This window comes from Nocardioides psychrotolerans (genome assembly GCF_943371775.1).
GTDB classification, from domain to species: domain Bacteria; phylum Actinomycetota; class Actinomycetes; order Propionibacteriales; family Nocardioidaceae; genus Nocardioides; species Nocardioides psychrotolerans_A.
Window position 1 is genome coordinate 20,906 of the sequence record NZ_CALRWD010000012.1, and the last position, 18,514, is coordinate 39,419.

18 protein-coding genes and 2 tRNA genes are annotated in these 18,514 nt (G+C 70.6%); 15 read left to right on the plus strand and 5 right to left on the minus strand.

What is annotated here, in order from left to right:
- The first annotated feature begins 163 nt into the window (after positions 1-163).
- A complete protein-coding gene (dnaA, locus tag AAG827_RS05505) occupies positions 164-1,585 on the plus strand; it encodes a chromosomal replication initiator protein DnaA (RefSeq protein ID WP_341924900.1) in 1,422 nt (473 codons plus the stop codon).
- A gap of 22 nt (positions 1,586-1,607) precedes the next feature.
- Here the strand turns inward: dnaA and AAG827_RS05510 are convergent, their stop codons facing one another.
- A complete protein-coding gene (locus AAG827_RS05510) occupies positions 1,608-2,060 on the minus strand; it encodes a MarR family transcriptional regulator (RefSeq protein ID WP_341924839.1) in 453 nt (150 codons plus the stop codon).
- 40 nt (positions 2,061-2,100) lie between these two features.
- On the opposite strand from AAG827_RS05510, the gene AAG827_RS05515 reads away from it, so the two are divergent.
- The 13 genes from AAG827_RS05515 (at position 2,101) to AAG827_RS05575 (ending at position 14,051) form a co-directional block, all read left to right on the plus strand.
- Positions 2,101-2,529 carry an organic hydroperoxide resistance protein gene (locus AAG827_RS05515; protein ID WP_341924840.1) on the plus strand — a complete coding sequence of 143 codons (429 nt, stop codon included), beginning with the start codon at positions 2,101-2,103 and terminating at the stop codon, positions 2,527-2,529.
- Positions 2,530-2,885: 356 nt separating this feature from the next.
- Complete coding sequence (gene dnaN, locus AAG827_RS05520) at positions 2,886-4,025, plus strand: DNA polymerase III subunit beta (protein WP_309648815.1); 1,140 nt, start codon at positions 2,886-2,888, stop codon at positions 4,023-4,025.
- A gap of 81 nt (positions 4,026-4,106) precedes the next feature.
- Positions 4,107-5,015 carry a phosphogluconate dehydrogenase (NAD(+)-dependent, decarboxylating) gene (gene gnd / locus AAG827_RS05525; protein ID WP_341924842.1) on the plus strand — a complete coding sequence of 303 codons (909 nt, stop codon included), beginning with the start codon at positions 4,107-4,109 and terminating at the stop codon, positions 5,013-5,015.
- Between the two features lie 13 nt (positions 5,016-5,028).
- Positions 5,029-6,183 carry a DNA replication/repair protein RecF gene (gene recF, locus AAG827_RS05530; RefSeq protein ID WP_341924843.1) on the plus strand — a complete coding sequence of 385 codons (1,155 nt, stop codon included), beginning with the start codon at positions 5,029-5,031 and terminating at the stop codon, positions 6,181-6,183.
- Positions 6,176-6,748 (plus strand): DciA family protein, encoded by a 573-nt coding sequence (locus AAG827_RS05535; protein ID WP_341924845.1) that lies wholly within the window; start codon positions 6,176-6,178, stop codon positions 6,746-6,748. Before recF ends, AAG827_RS05535 begins: the two co-directional genes overlap by 8 nt.
- Positions 6,749-7,002: 254 nt before the next feature.
- Positions 7,003-9,147, plus strand: coding sequence for a DNA topoisomerase (ATP-hydrolyzing) subunit B (gyrB, locus tag AAG827_RS05540; RefSeq protein ID WP_341924846.1), 2,145 nt, complete (start codon positions 7,003-7,005; stop codon positions 9,145-9,147).
- A 54-nt stretch (positions 9,148-9,201) separates the two neighbouring features.
- Positions 9,202-11,892 carry a DNA gyrase subunit A gene (gene gyrA / locus AAG827_RS05545; RefSeq protein ID WP_341924847.1) on the plus strand — a complete coding sequence of 897 codons (2,691 nt, stop codon included), beginning with the start codon at positions 9,202-9,204 and terminating at the stop codon, positions 11,890-11,892.
- Positions 11,892-12,509 carry a DUF3566 domain-containing protein gene (locus AAG827_RS05550; RefSeq protein WP_341924849.1) on the plus strand — a complete coding sequence of 206 codons (618 nt, stop codon included), beginning with the start codon at positions 11,892-11,894 and terminating at the stop codon, positions 12,507-12,509. Before gyrA ends, AAG827_RS05550 begins: the two co-directional genes overlap by 1 nt.
- Before the next feature lie 70 nt (positions 12,510-12,579).
- A tRNA-Ile gene (locus AAG827_RS05555) sits at positions 12,580-12,653 on the plus strand.
- 85 nt (positions 12,654-12,738) lie between these two features.
- Positions 12,739-12,864: a DLW-39 family protein gene (locus tag AAG827_RS05560; RefSeq protein ID WP_341924850.1), complete on the plus strand. Its 126-nt coding sequence runs from the start codon at positions 12,739-12,741 to the stop codon at positions 12,862-12,864.
- Between the two features lie 47 nt (positions 12,865-12,911).
- A tRNA-Ala gene (locus AAG827_RS05565) sits at positions 12,912-12,984 on the plus strand.
- A 115-nt stretch (positions 12,985-13,099) separates the two neighbouring features.
- Positions 13,100-13,291, plus strand: coding sequence for a hypothetical protein (locus AAG827_RS05570; protein WP_341924851.1), 192 nt, complete (start codon positions 13,100-13,102; stop codon positions 13,289-13,291).
- Between the two features lie 97 nt (positions 13,292-13,388).
- Positions 13,389-14,051: a hypothetical protein gene (locus tag AAG827_RS05575; RefSeq protein WP_341924853.1), complete on the plus strand. Its 663-nt coding sequence runs from the start codon at positions 13,389-13,391 to the stop codon at positions 14,049-14,051.
- Positions 14,052-14,086: 35 nt separating this feature from the next.
- Here the strand turns inward: AAG827_RS05575 and AAG827_RS05580 are convergent, their stop codons facing one another.
- Positions 14,087-15,118: a phosphatase domain-containing protein gene (locus tag AAG827_RS05580; RefSeq protein WP_341924854.1), complete on the minus strand. Its 1,032-nt coding sequence runs from the start codon at positions 15,116-15,118 to the stop codon at positions 14,087-14,089.
- A gap of 94 nt (positions 15,119-15,212) precedes the next feature.
- Between AAG827_RS05580 and AAG827_RS05585 the strand changes: the two genes are divergently transcribed.
- On the plus strand, positions 15,213-16,196 hold the full coding sequence (locus tag AAG827_RS05585) for a hypothetical protein (protein ID WP_341924855.1): 984 nt from the start codon (positions 15,213-15,215) through the stop codon (positions 16,194-16,196).
- A 59-nt stretch (positions 16,197-16,255) separates the two neighbouring features.
- Here AAG827_RS05585 and AAG827_RS05590 read toward each other — a convergent pair whose 3' ends face one another.
- Genes AAG827_RS05590 through AAG827_RS05600 form a run of 3 tightly spaced genes read right to left on the minus strand, consistent with a single transcriptional unit; the run spans position 16,256 to position 18,494 of the window.
- Positions 16,256-17,038: an MBL fold metallo-hydrolase gene (locus AAG827_RS05590; protein WP_341924856.1), complete on the minus strand. Its 783-nt coding sequence runs from the start codon at positions 17,036-17,038 to the stop codon at positions 16,256-16,258.
- Complete coding sequence (locus AAG827_RS05595) at positions 17,035-17,766, minus strand: sterol desaturase family protein (RefSeq protein ID WP_341924857.1); 732 nt, start codon at positions 17,764-17,766, stop codon at positions 17,035-17,037. Before AAG827_RS05595 ends, AAG827_RS05590 begins: the two co-directional genes overlap by 4 nt.
- On the minus strand, positions 17,763-18,494 hold the full coding sequence (locus AAG827_RS05600; protein ID WP_341924858.1) for a GntR family transcriptional regulator: 732 nt from the start codon (positions 18,492-18,494) through the stop codon (positions 17,763-17,765). The genes AAG827_RS05595 and AAG827_RS05600 overlap by 4 nt, the downstream gene beginning before the upstream one ends.
- Positions 18,495-18,514 lie beyond the last annotated feature (20 nt).

Consider the following 18,514-nt stretch of genomic DNA (forward strand, 5'->3'; position numbering starts at 1 on the left):
CGATCCCACAGTTTCGAGCGTGGTCGGGCCGACTCTCTCCACAGACACGGAGTCGGGTTCACACCCTGTGGACAAACTTGTGGAGACAGCGCCTCACGGGTGAGGTGGGGCACAGCACTCGGGCACACAGCCCGACAGGAAGGCGGCGGGATCCGTGGAGCAGATGATGTCCGACCTCGACCAGGCGTGGCGCCAGGTGGTCAACGACCTCCAGCCCAACCAGCGGGCCTGGCTGCGCGCGAGCAAGCCGGTCACCCTCCACGAGAACACCGCGATCATCGCGGTGCCCAACGACTTCACCCGGGTCCAGCTCGAGGGCCGGTTGCGCGGGCAGCTGGAGGACGCGCTCACCGAGAGCTTCGCCCGCGAGATCCGGATCGCCGTCACCGTCGACGCCAGCCTCGACGAGGGCCAGATGGCACCCGCTCACCACGAAACATCGACTAGTCGAGACATCGACATGTCGACAATTGCCCCGGTCGCGGCTCCGTCGCCGTCCCCGACCTTCGCCCCCGAAGCCACCGAGCAGCCCAAGGGCAGCGCCCTGGAGACACGGCTCAACCCGAAGTACACCTTCGAGACCTTCGTCATCGGCAGCTCCAACCGCTTCCCGCACGCCGCCGCCGTCGCGGTGGCGGAGGCGCCGGGCAAGGCCTACAACCCCCTGCTCGTCTACGGCGACTCCGGGCTGGGCAAGACCCACCTCCTGCACGCCATCGGGCACTACGTGCGGAGCCTCTACACCGGCGCCAAGGTGCGCTACGTGTCGAGCGAGGAGTTCACCAACGAGTTCATCAACGCGATCCGCGACGACCGACAGGACCGCTTCAAGCGGCGCTACCGCGACGTCGACGTGCTGCTGATCGACGACATCCAGTTCCTGGAGGGCAAGACCCAGACCCAGGAGGAGTTCTTCCACACGTTCAACACCCTCCACAACGCCAACAAGCAGATCGTGCTCACCTCCGACCGTGCTCCCAAGCGTCTCGAGGCCCTCGAGGACCGGCTGCGCAACCGCTTCGAGTGGGGCCTGATCACCGACGTCCAGCCCCCCGACCTCGAGACGCGGATCGCCATCCTGCGCAAGAAGGCGGCGATGGACCGGCTGACCGCTCCGCCCGACGTGCTGGAGTTCATCGCCTCCAAGATCCAGACCAACATCCGCGAGCTCGAGGGTGCGCTCATCCGCGTCACGGCCTTCGCCAACCTCAACCGCCAGGAGGTCGACATGACCCTGGCCGAGATCGTCCTCAAGGACCTGATCCCCGAGGGCGGCGAGCCCGAGATCACCGCGCCGCTGATCATCGCCCAGACCGCGGCCTACTTCGGGCTTTCCATCGAGGAGCTCACGGGTCCCAGCCGCGGCCGGCACCTGGTCATGGCACGACAGATCGCGATGTACCTCTGCCGCGAGCTGACCGCCCTGTCCCTGCCCAAGATCGGCGCGCAGTTCGGCAACCGCGACCACACCACGGTCATGTACGCCGACCGCAAGATCAACCAGCTGCTGGCGGAGCGACGCGCCGTCTTCAACCAGGTCAGCGAGCTCACCAACCGGGTGAAGCTCCAGGCGCGCCAGTCCTGACCCCCCGTCGAGGCACCCCGGGTCAGCCGGGACCGAGACGGTCCAGCTCGGTGATCAGCTCGCCGAGCAACCGGTGCAGCTCCGCGCCGTCCGTCGGTGACATCTCCACCCCGGCCAGCAGCCGCGACGGCACCTCCGCCACCTCCTGACGCAGCCGCCAGCCGGCGTCGGTCACCGCCAGCAGCACCCGGCGCTCGTCGGAGGGGTCACGCCGGCGCACCAGGTGGCCCGCCTGCTCCAGGCGCTTCAGCACCGGGGTCAACGTGCCCGAGTCCAGCCTCAGCCGTCGACCCAGCTCCCCGACCGTCATCGGCTCGTCGCCCTCCCACAACGCCAGCATCGAGAGGTACTGCGGGTAGGTCAGCCCCGTCTCGGCCAGGAGAGGGGCGTAGCGGCGGGTCAGGGCGCGGCTCGCGGCGTAGAGCGGGAAACAGAGCTGGGCCTCGAGGTCCAGCTGCGGCAGGTCGGACGGCATGGCGACACTCTAGACGTTGCACGATTCGATTGTGTCCAATATGTTCGTGCCCATGAAGACTCTCTACACCGCCAGTGCCGTCGCCACCGGGGACGGCCGCAACGGTCACGTCCAGTCCACCGACGGTCTCGTCGACACCGATGTCCGCACCCCCACTGAGCTCGGCGGGCCCGGTGGCGCCACCAACCCCGAGCAGCTCTTCGCCGCGGGCTATGCCGCGTGCTTCCACTCCGCGCTCAAGCTCGTCGCCGGCGCTGAGAAGGCCGACACCACCGACTCCGAGGTCGTGGCCGACGTCTCGCTCGGTGCCAACGACTCCGGAGGCTTCGGTCTCGCCGTCCAGCTCGAGGTGACCCTGCCCGCTCTCGACGCCGCCACAGCCCAGGCCCTGGTCGACAAGGCCCACCAGGTGTGCCCCTACTCCAACGCCACCCGCGGCAACATCGAGGTCACCCTCACCGTCGCCTGAGCCTGTGCACAACATGTGGTTCGACGTCCGAACTACACGGGGAGGATCTGTGGATGGACGACGCGGCCCTCCGCACGGCCGAGGCCGGTTCCACACGGCCGTCGAGTTGTCCCGCCGTCCTCCACAGCCCCTGTGCACCACGAATCGCCGCGCTGACCTGGGCTTACCCACCTCATCCACAGTTTCCACCGACGCTATGACGACTACGGACCTCTATCTGGATCGATCCTCCGTGAACATCCTGCTGGGCCCCTGCCTGGGGATGACTCGTGCCGGTCGGGCGGGCGTGGCAGGATGCGCATCCCAAGAACTCCTGTGCTTCCGACGCACCTCGTCGCCCATCCGAAGGATCCACCGTGAAGTTTCGTGTCGACCGCGACGCGCTCGCCGACGCCGTCGCCTGGGCTGCTCGCAGCCTTCCGGTCCGTCCCAGCGCCCCGGTCCTGGCCGGACTCCTCATCGACGCGACCGATGACGGCCTGGTGCTCTCGACGTTCGACTACGAGACGTCGGCGCGCGCCACGCTCAAGGCCGACGTGGCGGACGAGGGTCGGGCGCTGGTCAGCGGTCGCCTCCTCGCCGACATCTGCAAGAGCCTGCCGAGCAAGCCGGTCGAGATGGCCATCGACGGCTCGCGCGTCACGCTGACCTGCGGATCGGCGCGGTTCACGCTGCAGACGATGCCGGTCGAGGACTACCCCACGATCCCGCAGATGCCCACGGCCACCGGCACCGTCCAGAGCGACGTGTTCTCCCACGCCGTCGCCCAGGCCGTGACCGCCGCCGGCCGTGACGACATGCTCCCGGTCCTCACCGGCGTGCGCCTCGAGATCGACGGCTCGACGATCTCCCTCCTGGCCACCGACCGCTTCCGCCTCTCCCACCGTGAGCTCGGCTGGGACCCGATGTCGCCCGACGAGTCCCTCGCCGCGCTCGTCCCCGCCAAGGTCCTCGGCGACACCGCCAAGTCGCTCACCGCCGGCAGCGAGGTCACGATCGCGCTCTCCGCCAGCGGCTCCGGCGAGGGCATCATCGGCTTCGAGGGCAACGCACCCGGCGGCTTGCGCCGCACGACGACGCGGCTCCTGGACGGCGAGTTCCCCAAGGTCCGCAGCCTGTTCCCCGCCGACAAGCTCACCGTCGCCAAGGTCGACAAGGCCGCGCTGATCGAGTCGGTCAAGCGGGTCTCCCTCGTGGCCGAGCGCAACACCGCGGTGCAGCTCGCGTTCAGCGACGGCGTGCTCACGCTCGACGCCGGGTCCGGCGACGAGGCCCAGGCCTCGGAGTCGATCGAGGCGCAGATCGAGGGCGAGGACATCACCACCGGCTTCAACCCGCAGTTCCTCCTCGACGGCCTCCAGGCCATCGACGAGCCGGTCGTCGAGATGGCGTTCACCCAGGCGTCCAAGCCGGTCGTGCTCAGCGGCGCGGTCACCGACGGTGCCGAGGACAGCGGCTTCCGCTACCTCCTCATGCCCCGCCGCCTGCTCTCCTAGGACCCGTCCGCAGCACGCGTCACCCGCGCCCCGTCGTCACGGCCACCCAGTCGCCGCAGCCCCCATCCCCGGAGGACCCGCATGCACATCGGACTCGTCGGACTCGGCAAGATGGGCGGCAACATGCGCACCCGGATGCGCAACGGCGGCGTGACCGTCATCGGCTACGACCGCAACCCCGACGTCTCCGACACCGACAGCCTCGAGGAGCTCGTCGAGCAGCTCCCCTCCCCCAAGGTGGTCTGGGTGATGGTGCCGGCCGGCGCTCCGACCCACGACACGATCACGGCGCTCGCCGACCTGCTCGGCGAGGGCGACCTGGTCGTCGACGGCGGCAACTCGCGCTGGACCGACGACAAGATCCACGCCGACCTGCTGGCCGAGAAGGGCATCGGCTTCGTCGACTGCGGTGTCTCCGGCGGTGTGTGGGGCCTGCAGAATGGCTACGCCCTGATGTGCGGCGGCGCCACTGAGGACGTCGCCAAGGTCCAACCGGCCTTCGACGCGCTGCGTCCCGAGGGTGAGTCCGGCTTCGTGCACGCCGGGCAGCAGCCGGGCGCGGGCCACTTCTCCAAGATGGTCCACAACGGCATCGAGTACGCCGTCATGCAGGCCTATGCCGAGGGCTGGGAGCTCCTCGAGGCGGTCGACGTCGTCGACAACGTCCCGGAGGTCTTCTCCTCGTGGCGCGAGGGCACCGTCATCCGCTCGTGGCTGCTCGACCTGCTCGTCGCGGCGATCGAGGACGACACCCATCTCGACAAGATCCGCGGCTACGCCGACGACTCGGGCGAGGGCCGCTGGACCGTGGAGGCCGCGATCGACAACGCGGTCCCGATGAACGTCATCGCCGCCTCGCTCTTCGCGCGGTTCCAGTCGCGCCAGGACGACAGCCCGGCGATGAAGGCCGTCGCCGCGATGCGCAACCAGTTCGGCGGCCACGCCGTGCACACTCCCCCGCCGCCCGGCGGCGACGCCAACCCCGGCTAGGCACGGAGCCGCGTTGTACGTCTCCCACCTGACGCTGCACAACTTCCGCTCCTACGCGAGCGCCGACGTCCCGCTCGAGGCCGGCGTGACGGCGTTCATCGGTCGCAACGGGCAGGGCAAGACCAACCTCGTCGAGGCGATCGACTACCTCTCGCGGCTCGCCTCGCACCGGGTCGCGACCGACGCACCCCTGGTGAGGGCCGGCTGCGACCAGGCGATCGTGCGCGCCGCGGTCGTCCGCGACGGTCGCACGGCCGTGCTCGAGGTCGAGCTCAACCCCGGCAAGGCCAACCGGGCGCGCGTCAACAAGTCGCCGCTGGCCAAGTCGCGTGACCTGGTCGGGCTGGTGCGCACGGTCGTCTTCTCCCCCGAGGACCTCACCCTGGTCAAGGGCGATCCGTCGGACCGTCGCAAGTTCCTCGACGACCTGCTCTTGCTCCGCACCCCGCGCCTGGCAGGGGTGCGCGCCGACTACGACCGGATCCTGCGTCAGCGCAACTCGCTGCTCAAGACCGCCGGTGCCGCGAGACGCGGCTCCTCGAGCCAGGAGTCGGCACTCTCCACGCTCAGCGCCTGGGACTCCCACCTGGTCCACGCCGGCAGCGAGCTGCTGAGCCAGCGGCTCGCGCTGGTCGAGGCGCTGGCGCCGTACGTCGGCAAGGCCTATGCCACCGTCGCCCGCGGTGCCTCACGGGAGGACGCCCTGATCGACTACCGCCCCTCCTTCGAGCTGGGCGAGCACGACCCCGCCGCGCTGGCCGAGGCGTTCCACGTGGAGCTGGAGCGCCGGCGTGGCGACGAGCTGGACCGCGGCATCTCGCTGGTCGGGCCCCACCGCGACGAGCTGCTCCTCACCCTCGGTGCGGCCCCCGAGGCCGGGGGCCTGCGGCTGCCGGTCAAGGGCTATGCCTCGCACGGTGAGTCCTGGTCGTTCGCGCTCGCGCTGCGGCTGGCGTCCTACGACCTGTTGCGCTCCGACGGCGACGACCCGATCCTGATCCTGGACGACGTCTTCGCCGAGCTCGACACCGAACGACGCGCCCAGCTCGCCGAGCTGGTCGCCGGTGCCGAGCAGGTGCTGGTCACCGCCGCGGTGGCCGACGACGTGCCGGCGGTGCTGGCGGGCGTCCGCTACGCCGTGGCAGGAGGGGAGGTGACGCGTGCCTGACGACGAGGCCGCGGACCCCGCAGACCCCTCAGGGCTCCCCGAGCCGGCAGCACCGGCCGCGCCGCACGCCGACGACGGACTCGACCTGGCCCGCGCACTGACCCGCGCCGCGGCCGGGTCCACCTCACGCGCCAAGCGGCGCCGCCCGTTCACCGGTGAGCGTCGGGCGGTGACCGGCAACCGCGTCAGCGGATCCCACCCCGACGACCGCGACCCGCAGCTGCTCGACTCCACGATGGCGCGACTGATCGGTGAGCGCGGGTGGGAGCTGGACCTGCGCATGCGCGGGGTCTTCGCCCGCTGGGCCGAGCTGGTCGGCGACGAGGTCGCTGCCCACTGCTCGCCGGAGACCTTCACCGACGGCAAGCTCGTCGTCCGCACCGACTCCACCGCCTGGGCGACCCAGCTCACCCTCCTCGCCCCGACCGTCGTACGACGTCTCAACGAGGAGCTCGGCCACGGCACGGTGACCGTGATCGACGTCCAGGGCCCGCACCTGCCGAGCTGGAAGAAGGGCCGGCGCACGACCCGCGACGGACGGGGTCCCCGCGACACCTACGGCTGAGCCCCCGCGGTCCGCTCAGACGATCTGCGGGCCTCGCCGACGTATGGGGACCTGTCGGGGCCCCTGCGAGGGGCTCGGAACGGCCGCTACGGGACGCTCAGGGGCATATTTCATCCACAGATCCCCCATCTGCTGGGTGACACACGGGGAAGACGGCCGTTTAACGGCTATCATGGGCGTTGGTCGCCATGACTGGGTCATCCCAGGTCGAGCGACCTCATGTGTGTCAACTCAACGTGTGAAGAGGTCCTTGCGTGTCCGACGAGAACGCCGCTCCCGACGAGGTCCCGACCGAGGTCGCCCCCGAGGCACCTGCCGACGTCACCGTCGATCCCGACGCACCTCAGTACTCCAACGTCAGCGGCGACTACGACGCCTCGGCGATCCAGGTCCTCGAGGGCCTCGAGGCGGTCCGCAAGCGCCCCGGCATGTACATCGGCTCCACCGGTGAGCGCGGCCTGCACCACCTGATCTGGGAGGTCGTCGACAACTCCGTCGACGAGTCGCTGGCCGGTCACTGCGACCGCATCGTGCTGACCCTGATGGCCGACGGCGGCATCCGCGTCGAGGACAACGGCCGCGGCATCCCCACCGACACCGCGCCCGGCCAGGAGATGCCGGCGCTCACGATGGCGCTGACCATGCTCCACGCGGGCGGCAAGTTCGGCGGCGGCGGCTACAAGGTCTCCGGTGGTCTGCACGGCGTCGGCATCTCGGTCGTCAACGCGCTCTCCACGAAGGTCATCGCCGAGGTCCGCAACCGCGGCCACGAGTGGCGCCAGACCTTCAGCATCGGCGTGCCCGACGGCCCGCTGGAGCAGGTGCGGCCGATGGAGCCCGGTGAGCGCACCGGCACGACCATCACCTACTACGCCTCCCCCGAGATCTTCGAGACGACGAGCTACACGCTCGAGACGATCACCAACCGGATCCGCGAGATGGCCTTCCTCAACAAGGGCCTCGAGATCGTCGTGCGCGACGAGCGCCCCGCGGCCGACGACCTCGTCGACGCCGTCCACGACGGCACGATCGAGGCCGACGTCGACTCCGCCGGCCACGACGCCATGAAGAAGGCGGAGGGCGGCGGGCTCGTCCAGGTCTTCAAGTACGACCGCGGCCTGGTCGACTACGTCGAGCACCTCAACCGCCGCAAGGACAAGGCCAACCCGACGGTCATCTCCTTCGAGGCCGAGACCCCGGCCTCGGTCGAGAACCACATGAGCCTCGAAGTGGCCATGCAGTGGAACACCACCTTCACCGAGTCGGTGCACACCTTCGCCAACACGATCAACACCCACGAGGGCGGCACCCACGAGGAGGGCTTCCGCTCGGCGCTCACCTCCCTGGTCAACCACTGGGGCGAGGAGTGGGGCCTGATCAAGAAGCGCGAGGACCGCGTCTCGGGCGACGACATCCGTGAGGGCCTCACCGCCATCATCTCGATCAAGCTCGGCGAGCCGCAGTTCGAGGGCCAGACCAAGACCAAGCTCGGCAACACCGAGGCCAAGGGCTTCGTGCAGCGCCTGGTCAACGACCAGCTCGGCGCCTGGCTCGAGCAGAATCCCGCCGAGGGCCGCGACATCGTGCGCAAGTCCCAGGCCGCGGCCTCGGCCCGGATCGCGGCCCGCAAGGCGCGCGACCTCGCGCGCTCGCGCAAGGGCCTGCTCGGTGGCGGCGGCCTGCCCGGCAAGCTGTCGGACTGCCAGTCGACCAACCCAGCCGAGTGCGAGGTCTTCATCGTCGAGGGCGACTCGGCCGGTGGCTCGGCCCGTCAGGGACGCGACCCGCGGGTCCAGGCGATCCTGCCGATCCGCGGCAAGATCCTCAACGTCGAGAAGGCCCGCATCGACAAGGTGCTGGCCAACACCGAGGTCCAGGCGATCATCTCCGCGCTCGGCACCGGCATCCACGAGGAGTTCAGCCTCGAGAAGCTGCGCTACCACAAGGTCGTGCTGATGGCCGACGCCGACGTCGACGGCCACCACATCAACACGCTGCTGCTCACCCTGCTGTTCCGCTTCATGAAGCCGCTCATCGAGCACGGCTACGTCTACATGGCCCAGCCCCCGCTCTACCGGCTTCGGTGGAACAAGCCGGCCGAGCACGAGTTCGTCTACTCCGACGCCGAGCGCGACCTGATGATGAAGGACGGTCTCGCCCAGGGCCGCAAGCTCCCCAAGGAGAACGCCGTCCAGCGCTACAAGGGTCTCGGTGAGATGAACGCCGAGGAGCTGTGGGAGACCACGATGAACCCCGAGCAGCGCCTGATGCTCCAGGTGACCCTCGACGACGCCGCCCAGGCCGACGAGATCTTCTCGATCCTCATGGGCGAGGACGTCGAGCAGCGCCGTTCCTTCATCCAGCGCAACGCCAAGGACGTTCGATTCCTCGATATCTAGGTCTCTAGCACCGTTCCTAGATTCGAGTAGAACCGACCAGAGAGACGAAGACACGTGACTGAGACCCCCACCGGCGGCACGACCACTCCCCCCGAGGGCCCCGGCCCCGGCGGACGCATCGAGCCGATCGAGCTGCAGACCTCCATGCAGCGCGCCTACATCGACTACGCGATGGCCGTCATCGTCGGCCGCGCGCTGCCCGACGTACGCGATGGTCTCAAGCCGGTGCACCGCCGCGTGCTCTACGCGATGTACGACGGCGGCTACCGCCCCGACCGCGGCTTCTCCAAGTGCAGCCGTGTCGTCGGTGACGTCATGGGTCAGTACCACCCCCACGGCGACACCGCGATCTACGACACCCTGGTGCGCCTCGCGCAGCCGTGGGTGATGCGGGCGCCGCTGGTCAACGGTCAGGGCAACTTCGGCTCGCCGGGCAACGACTCCGCCGCCGCCATGCGTTACACCGAGTGCCGGATGGCGCCGCTGGCCCTCGAGATGGTCCGCGACATCACCGAGGACACCGTCGACTTCCAGCCCAACTACGACGGTCGCTCGCAGGAGCCGGTCGTCCTCCCGGCCCGCTACCCCAACCTCCTGGTCAACGGCTCGGCCGGCATCGCGGTCGGCATGGCCACCAACATCCCGCCGCACAACCTGCGCGAGATCGCCGCCGGCGCACGCTGGGCCCTCGAGCACCCCGACGCCACCCGCGAGGAGCTGCTCGACGCGCTCCTCGAGCGGGTCAAGGGACCCGACTTCCCCAACGGCGCGATGATCGTGGGCCACGAGGGCATCGAGCAGGCCTACCGCACCGGTCGCGGCTCGATCACCCAGCGCGCGGTCATCGAGGTCGACGAGGACGCCCGCGGGCGCACGATCCTCTCGATCACCGAGCTGCCCTACATGGTCAACCCGGACAACCTCGCGCTCAAGATCGCCGAGCTCGCCGACTCCGGCAAGGTCCAGGGCATCTCCGACGTGCGCGACGACTCCTCGGGCCGCACCGGTCAGCGCCTGGTCGTCGTGCTCAAGCGCGACGCCGTCGCCCGCGTCGTGCTCAACAACCTGCTCAAGCACACGGAGCTGCAGACCAACTTCAGCGCCAACATGCTCGCGCTGGTCGACGGCGTGCCGCGCACGCTGTCGATCGACCAGTTCATCTCCAACTGGGTCGCCCACCAGATCGAGGTCATCCAGCGACGCACCCGCTTCCGCCTCGCGGAGGCCGAGCGCCAGGCCCACGTCCTGCGCGGTCTCGTCAAGGCGCTCGACGCGCTCGACGAGGTCATCGCCCTCATCCGCCGCTCCCCCGAGGTCGAGGACGCGCGCGACGGCCTGATCGAGCTGCTCGACATCGACGAGATCCAGGCGATGGCGATCCTCAACCTGCAGCTGCGCCGTCTGGCCGCGCTGCAGCGGCAGAAGATCATCGACGACCTGGCCGAGATCGAGCGCACCATCGCCGACCTCGAGGACATCCTCGCCAAGGAGGAGCGCCAGCGGCAGATCGTCATCGACGAGCTCGGTGAGATCGTCGACAAGTACGGCGACGACCGGCGCACCCAGATCATCGCGGCCGACGGGGACCTCTCCATGGAGGACCTGATCCCCGACGAGGAGCTGGTCGTCTCGATCACCCGCGGTGGCTACGCCAAGCGGACCCAGCGCCACCAGTACCGCACCCAGAAGCGCGGCGGCAAGGGCGTGCGCGGCGCGACCCTGCGAGGCGACGACGTCGTGGAGCACTTCATCTCCACGACCAACCACCACTGGCTGCTCTTCTTCACCACCGCCGGTCGTGTCTACCGCACCAAGGCCTACAACCTGCCCGAGGCGCAGCGTGACGCCAAGGGTGGCCACGTCGCCGGGCTGCTGAGCTTCCAGCCCGACGAGTCGATCGCGCAGGTGTTGGCGATCCGCGACTACGAGCAGGCGCCCTACCTCGTGCTCGCCACCCGCAACGGACTGGTCAAGAAGACCCGCCTGGGTGACTACAACAGCCCGCGCCAGGCCGGCGTCATCGCGATCAACTTCCGCGAGGACGACGACGAGCTCATCGGTGCCGAGCTGGTCAGCTCCGAGGACGACATCCTGCTGGTCTCCCGCAAGGGCTCCGCGATCCGCTTCCGCGCCGAGGACTCCCAGCTGCGCCCGATGGGGCGAGCCACGTCCGGCGTCTCGGGCATGAAGTTCCGCAACGAGGACGACTCGGTGCTCTCCATGTCGGTGATCCGCGCGGCCCAGGCAGCGGCGGAGGAGTCCGACGACAACGTGCAGTACGTCTTCACGATCACCGACGGTGGCTTCGCCAAGCGCAGCCGCATCAGTGAATACCGCACCACCAACCGCGGCGGGCTCGGGGTGCGCGCGATGGCGCTCGCCAACGAGGACCGAGGCGGCCTGGTGGGAGCCTTCATCGTGGAGGAGGGCGACGAGGTCCTGGCGATCACCCAGGGTGGCCAGGTCGTGCGCAGTCCCATCAACGAGCACTTCCGACCGACCGGTCGCTCGACCCAGGGCGTGAAGTTCGTGTCGCCCAAGTCCGGTGACTCCGTCGTGGTCGTGGCGCGCTCGGTCGAGTCGAAGGTCGACGAGGAGGCCGAGGCCGAGGGTGCCGTCGAGGGGGAGTCGGCTGTCGTCCCGACGGCTTCAGAGTCGTCGGATCAGGCTCCGGATGTCACAATCGATGAGTCCGCCCCGGTGGACACCGACGAATCCGACGACACAGGGGAGACTGACAGCTGATGACGGAGCGTTCCGCCCAGCCGTCCGCCCAGCGTGCGACGACCGCTGCGACCAAGCCCGGCGCCAAGCCGAGCGGGAAGCCGCAGAGCAAGCCGGCAGCCGACCGCGGCGCCGACGAGACCGCCGTACGCCCTCCCCTGACGGAGCGGATCCAGGCCAAGCTCAGCTCGGCGCGTGACGAGCACGTCGCCAACGCCGAGCCCGAGTCGAAGACGAAGGCCAGCAAGGCGGCTGCCGGGGCTAAGCCTCCGCGCCGGGCCCGGCTGCGCCTGACGCGGATCGACCCGTGGTCGGTCATGAAGACCGCCTTCCTGCTCTCCATCGCCTTCGGCATCGTCACGGTCGTGTCGGTGCTGATGGTCTGGTCGGTGCTCGGTGCCGCCGGCGTCTGGGACTCCATCAACCAGACGATCCAGGAGAGCATCGGCGGCCCGGAGACGGCCAACCTCGATGTCGAGAACTACGTCGGCACCTCGCGCGTGCTCGGCTTCACGATGCTCGTGGCCGCCGTCGACGTCATCCTGCTGACCGCGATCGCCACCCTCGGCGCGTTCCTCTACAACATGGCCGCCGCCCTGCTCGGTGGCATCGAGGTCACGCTGTCCGAGGACAACTGACCGCTGACCGATCCCGTTTTGTGGGCGCCGTTCTCGGTGGGGTAATGTTCGCGGCTGGCAGTCGCCATGAGGGCCTATAGCTCAGACGGTTAGAGCGCTTCCCTGATAAGGAAGAGGTCACAGGTTCAAGTCCTGTTAGGCCCACTCACGCGGGATCTCTCATGGCCCGTGGAGCCCCTCCGGGGGCGCCCCGGCCGAGCCGGGGACACCGCACCACAAGGGAGTCAGCATGAAGAAGATCCTCCTGGTCGCGCTCGCCGCCGCCGGCGCCGTCGTGGCCCGCAAGAAGATCTCCGAGGGCAAGGCCGAACAGGCCCTGTGGGCCGAGGCCACCGACCCGGTCGCCAAGGTCTGACTCCCAGCACCACCACCGCCGACCGCGCACGTCGTGGCCGGCACCGCGGGGCCTTGGCGCAATTGGTAGCGCACCTGCTTTGCAAGCAGGGGGTTAGGGGTTCGAGTCCCCTAGGCTCCACCCTCCACGACCACCCGCACGACGCACGGTTCTGAGTGCCGGGACGGGCGTGACGCTCCGGCTGCCCCTGGGCGCGACCTGCGGCGGCTGACCTCGCTCGTCGCGATGGCCGACCGTGACGTCGTACGAGAACGGCGGCGAGAGCACCTATGCCTACGACCTCGAGTCCGGACGCTTCCTGCGGATCAGCGAGGAGGTGTCGTCGTGGACCACCAGCGGCCCCACGCAGGACCGTCAGCTCTTGTGGAACACCCCGGAGAGCCGCGGCAGCGGGATGACCCAGCACCTCGGGGAGCTGCTCGACTGAGGGGATCGGGGGCGTTGACCTGGATTTGAGGGTCGGTTGAGACGACCTTCGGGCGGGTGACCACACGATGAGGCCTCCACTCCCGAAAGGACCTCCCATGTTCACCTTCACCCGCACGCCGGCCGCGCGGATCACCGCGTCCGTCGCCGTGATCGCCACGGCCGGACTCCTCAGCATGTCCCCGGCCACCGCCGGCTCCTCGTCCTCGGACCGGGACGGTGACGGCATGCCCAACCGGTGGGAGCGCGTCCACGGGCTCAAGCCCGGTGTGCCCGACGCGCGTCGCGACCACGACCACGACGGCCTGCGCAACATCGCGGAGTTCCGCCGCCACCTCGACCCCTCCGACGAGGACTCCGACGACGACGGCATGGACGACGGCGACGAGGTCGACGACCACAGCTCGAGCACGATCCCCGACGACCGCGACTCCGACGACGACGGGGTGCGCGACGGCGACGAGGACGGCGACCACGACGGCACCGACAACGAGGACGAGGACGACGCGAGCGAGCCCTGCCTCGCGGACGACGACGACAGCGACGACGACGGTGTCGACGACGAGGACGAGAACGAGCACCACACCTCGTCCCACGACTCCGACTCCGACGACGACGGCGTCCCGGACGGCTCCGAGGACTCCGACGACGACTCGGTCGACGACGAGGACGAGGACGACGACGCCAGCGACGTCTGCGACGACGACGGTGGCGAGGACGACGACGACTCTGACGACGACAGCGGCCACGTCGCTGCCTGATCTTGCGGAGCGACCGGCTCGACCTCGGGGATTCCTCAGGCCGGGCCGGGCAGGATCCCGCGATCGCGCAGTGCCCGTGCGAGCCCGTGCCCGTCAGCCGCGCGGACGGTGATCCCGGCGGACGGGTGGGCCTGGTCCGGGCCGGGAGCCGGCGCCGTGACCTGGGCCAGCTGCTCGGTCAGGCTCAGCTCGCGGATCGCCACGCCGACGACCCGGTCGGGGTGGGCCGCGACCGCCTCGGCGTAGAGCGTCGGGTCGTGCTGCCCGTCGTCACCGACGAGCAGCCACTGCAGCTGCGGCAGCTCCTCCAAGAGCCGGCGCAGGGTGCTGCGCTTGTGGTCTTGCCCCGAGCGGAACCAGCCGTCGCTGGTCGGCCCCCAGTCGGTCATCAGCAGCGGACCGGCCGGATAGCCGTGGCGGTCGAGGAACGCCGTCATCGGTCGCGCGGTGTTCCACGCCCCCGTCGAGAGGTAGACGACGAAGACGTCGGTACTGCCGGCCACCACCTCGTCGTAGAGCTCGGCCATGCCGGGGACGGCCCGGCGCTCGTCCTCACGGACCAGGAACGCGTTGCGGAAGGCCAGCAGCGGCCGCGGGAGCATCGTGACGATCACGGTGTCGTCGAGGTCGCTGAGCAGGCCGAGGGTGGTGTCGGGGCCGACGACGCGCACGGGAGCGTCGACCGGATCGGCGTCGTCCACGCGCAGCGCCACCGTCGTCCAGCCCGGGGCCAGGTCGGCGTCGAGACGCACGTCGACGTAGCCATCCGTCCCGCTGGTGACGGTGTGCGTGCGGCCGGCGACCTCGATCGTCACAGGCACGTCGGCGGCGGACGTGGACACGAAGCGTCGCCAGCCGCGCCCGTCGGTCCGCGCGGCACGCGGCGTGCCGGGGGGCGCCAGCAGCACCCGGGCCAGGACCCGGACCCAGCCGGTCTCTCCTGCCCCGGTCGATCCGTAGCCGGTGAACGGCACCACGCGCGGGGTCCAGCCCCGTGAGCCCAGCTGCTGCTCCACAGCGTCGTGGACGTGACGCTCGAGCCGGGCGGCGCGGTGCGGCTGGCTCATGGTCGACGACCCTAGCGAGGGTCGCGGCCCGACGGGTGGACCACGGTTGCCGCAGGAGTCTGCGGCGACGGCGCGGTGGTGGCAAACTGCTCCGGTGAGGTCATGGGGTGCAGCCGTGCTGCTGACGGCGGCGGTGACGGCGACGTCGCTGACGAGCGGGTGCAGCGCCGACCGCTCCGCACGCACGCTGGCGCCCCCGCTGGAGGAGGTCGTCGACGCCGACCCGCCGACGTACGACCCCGAGCTGGAGGCTGCCTCGGCCGTCCTCGCCCTGGTGCCGGAGGAGGCGACCTCGCTCTCGGTGACCGACTTCGACCAGGTGCGGCTGCTGCTGGGTGCCTCGCTGCTGACCGGCCAGGACCCGGCGCCCGCACGGGAGCGCTTCTGGCGGCGCGCCGCTGCGCAGGCGCCGCTGCTGTCGGAGGGCCTGTTGGCCCCGGTGGACGCCGAGCTGGAGGCCGACTACGGCTTCACCCGCGACGACGTGAGCTGGGAGGCCTCCTTCACCGGCCCGGCGGGCGACGGCTTCGTGCTGGCGCTGCGCGACGACCTCCCGATGGCGGGGGTCCAGCGTGCGGTGGAGGACGGCGTCGGTCCGCTGGCCGGAGCCGATGTCGACGCCGTGCTGCGCCTCGTCACGGTCGGCACGACCGACGACCCCGAGTCCAGCTGGGCGACCTCCGGGGAGATCGTCGCCCTGGTGGGGCCTGCGGCGGCCAACGCGACGTACGTCGAGCGCGACTGCCTCGACTTCGACCAGGCCTTCGGAGCCGATCCCGCCACCCTCGCGGCGGTGCCCGCCGACGACCTGGCGGCCCTCGAGCCGCTCGAGATGTTCTCCGTGACGCTCGGCGGTGAGCTGGCGACGGTGCGGCTGGGGAGCGGTCGCGACGACGCCTTCGAGCGGATGCGGCTGGCCGGCAACCTGCCCGCCACCGAGCCCGAGCTGGGCCTGGGCTTCTCCTCGGGCGTGGCCGACCCGATCGGTGGCCGCATCGGCTACGAGATGCCCGACCCCGCCGTCGCGGGGCGGCTCACCCGCGAGCGGCAGCTGCCCTTCGCGGTCTGCCCGTCCTGACGGTCGTGTGCCGCGGCCAGCGGCAGGGCGCTCTCTCCGGCACACGACCCTGAGGTCGCTCAGCCCTGGAGCGCGGCGAGCTCCGAGGCGTCGTGGGCGCTGAAGACCGTGACCTCTCCTGCGTGCCCGGCGTGGAGCTCGCGCACCCGGTCGGCGTTGGCACGACGGACCTTGTCGGCGTGGGCCAGGACGGTCTGGAAGGCGCGCAGCGCGCGGGGGCAGGTGGGCGGGGTCCGCTTCTCATCGGTGTGGAAGTAGGCGTCGCCGGCGTGCAGGAGCCAGTGACCGTCGGGGCGTCGTACGGCGACACCGCTGTGGCCTCGGCTGTGACCGTGCAGCGGGACGATGAGCACCTCGTCGCCCACCGCGGCCACGGACTCGAGCCCGAACCACGCGTCGCCGCCCTCGCGGTGGCGCACCCAGGTCGGGTCGTGGGACCACTGGCCGGCGACGTAGCGCGCCTTCTCCCGCAGTGTCGGGTGCAGCGCGGCCTCGAGCTCGGTGGTGTGCACGTGCACGCGGGCCCGGGGGAAGTCGCCGATGCCGCCGACGTGGTCGAGGTCGAGGTGGGTGAGCACGATGTCGGTGACGTCGGCCGGGTCGAGGCCCAGCGCCGTGATCCGGGCGGTGGCGGTCTCGGCAGGGTCGAGGACGGGGCGTACGACGGCCCGGAACGGCTGGCCGAGCCGTCGCGGCTGCTGGAGGTCGGTGGTGCCGAAGCCGGTGTCCACGAGCAGCAGCCCCTCGTCGCGCTCGACGAGCAGCACGTGGGCCACCATCGGGGCCGCGGCGAGCGGCGTCATGGTGCCGCAGTTGAGGTGGTGGACCCGCTGGTTCGTCACCCGCTGATGGTGGCAGGTCCCGCGTCGGTCTCGTGGAGCTTCCGGACCGTGGGCGACGTCGGGACGTCGGCTGCGTCGGGACAGGTCCCGAAGAGGCGGTCGGCGGTGCCGGAGGTGGTGACGGTGAACCAGTAGTGCTCGTTCTTGTAGTGGTGCAACCGGTGGTTGCGCCAGACCGCGCGGTAGGCGCGTGATCGCGGACGGTAGTCACTGTGCACGAGGTAGTGGGTCCACTCGTAGCCGAACATGAGCGCGGCTGCGCTCACCAGGAGCGTGAGGGCGCTGCTGAGGGTGGGCATCGCGAGCAGGGCGACCGCGGCACCGGCCGGGACCAGCCAGACGAGCGCCTTCCACGGGATGAAGACCAGCGGGATGTCGCGCGGGTCGGCGTGGTGGGCGCGGTGCTCCCGCGCGAGCAGGGAGTCGATGCGCACGGGACCGACCTGGCGGGGTCGCCAGTGCAGGACGAGGACGTGGATGACCCACTCGATCACGGGGAAGAGCGCGACCAGGGCGACCGGGATCGCGATCTCCCACAGGTCACCGCCGGGGGCGAGGACGCGGGCGACGCTCGCCGCCACGAGGGCGGTGAGGATCATCGGCGGGCTCGGGTGCCGCCAGAAGGCGCGCCAGGCCTGGCCGAGCGAGAGCGTCGTACGACGGGTGGTCGCGGCGGTGTCCGCCGCGAGGCGCTCGGCGGCCAGGGCCTCGATCTCGGGGGTGGTCATCGCTGCTCCTGGTGGTGGGCGAGCGCGTCGAGCGCGCTGCTGAGGCTGGCGGTCGCCGGGCGCAGGACCCGGTCGGCGGCGGCGCGGGCGGTGTCGGGGTCGCCGGCGGAGATCGCCGCGGTGAGCACGCGGTAGGCACCCGCTTGACCGACCTCCTCGGCCATCGCGGGGGCGAGCGCCTCCAGCGCCGGCTCATAGGCGGCGCGCAGGCTGTTGAACATCAGCCGGAAGACCACCGAGTCGGCCGCGTCGACGACGAGGTCCCAGAAGGTCAGCGCGTGCACCTGCCGCTCCACGCCGTCGTCGGTCGCGGCGAGCGCGTCGACGCAGTCGGTGAGCAGCGCCCCGAGGGTCGCGCCGCCACGCTCGGCCGCCAGCGCCGCCACGCTCGGTCCGATCGCGAGTCGTGCCTCGAGGATGCTCCGGGCGACGGCTGCGTCGAGGGAGCCCTTGCGGACCAGGAGCTGGGGGAGCAGGTCGAGCCCGGCGTAGCGCCGGAAGTCGCGCACGGTGGTCGCGCCCCCGTGGCGGACGTCGAGGAGCCGGGTCTGCGCCATCCGCTGGAGCGCCTCGCGCACCGCCGGCCGCGACACCCCGAGCACCTCCGCCAGGCGTCGCTCGCTGGGCAGCGTCTCGCCGGCCCCGATCTCGCCGTCGACCACCTCCGCGAGCACCTGGTCGAAGACCTCGTCGGGCACGGAACGTCTCACCACGGGTTGCAGGGGCATGGGTCGACCGTAGGGCGGAC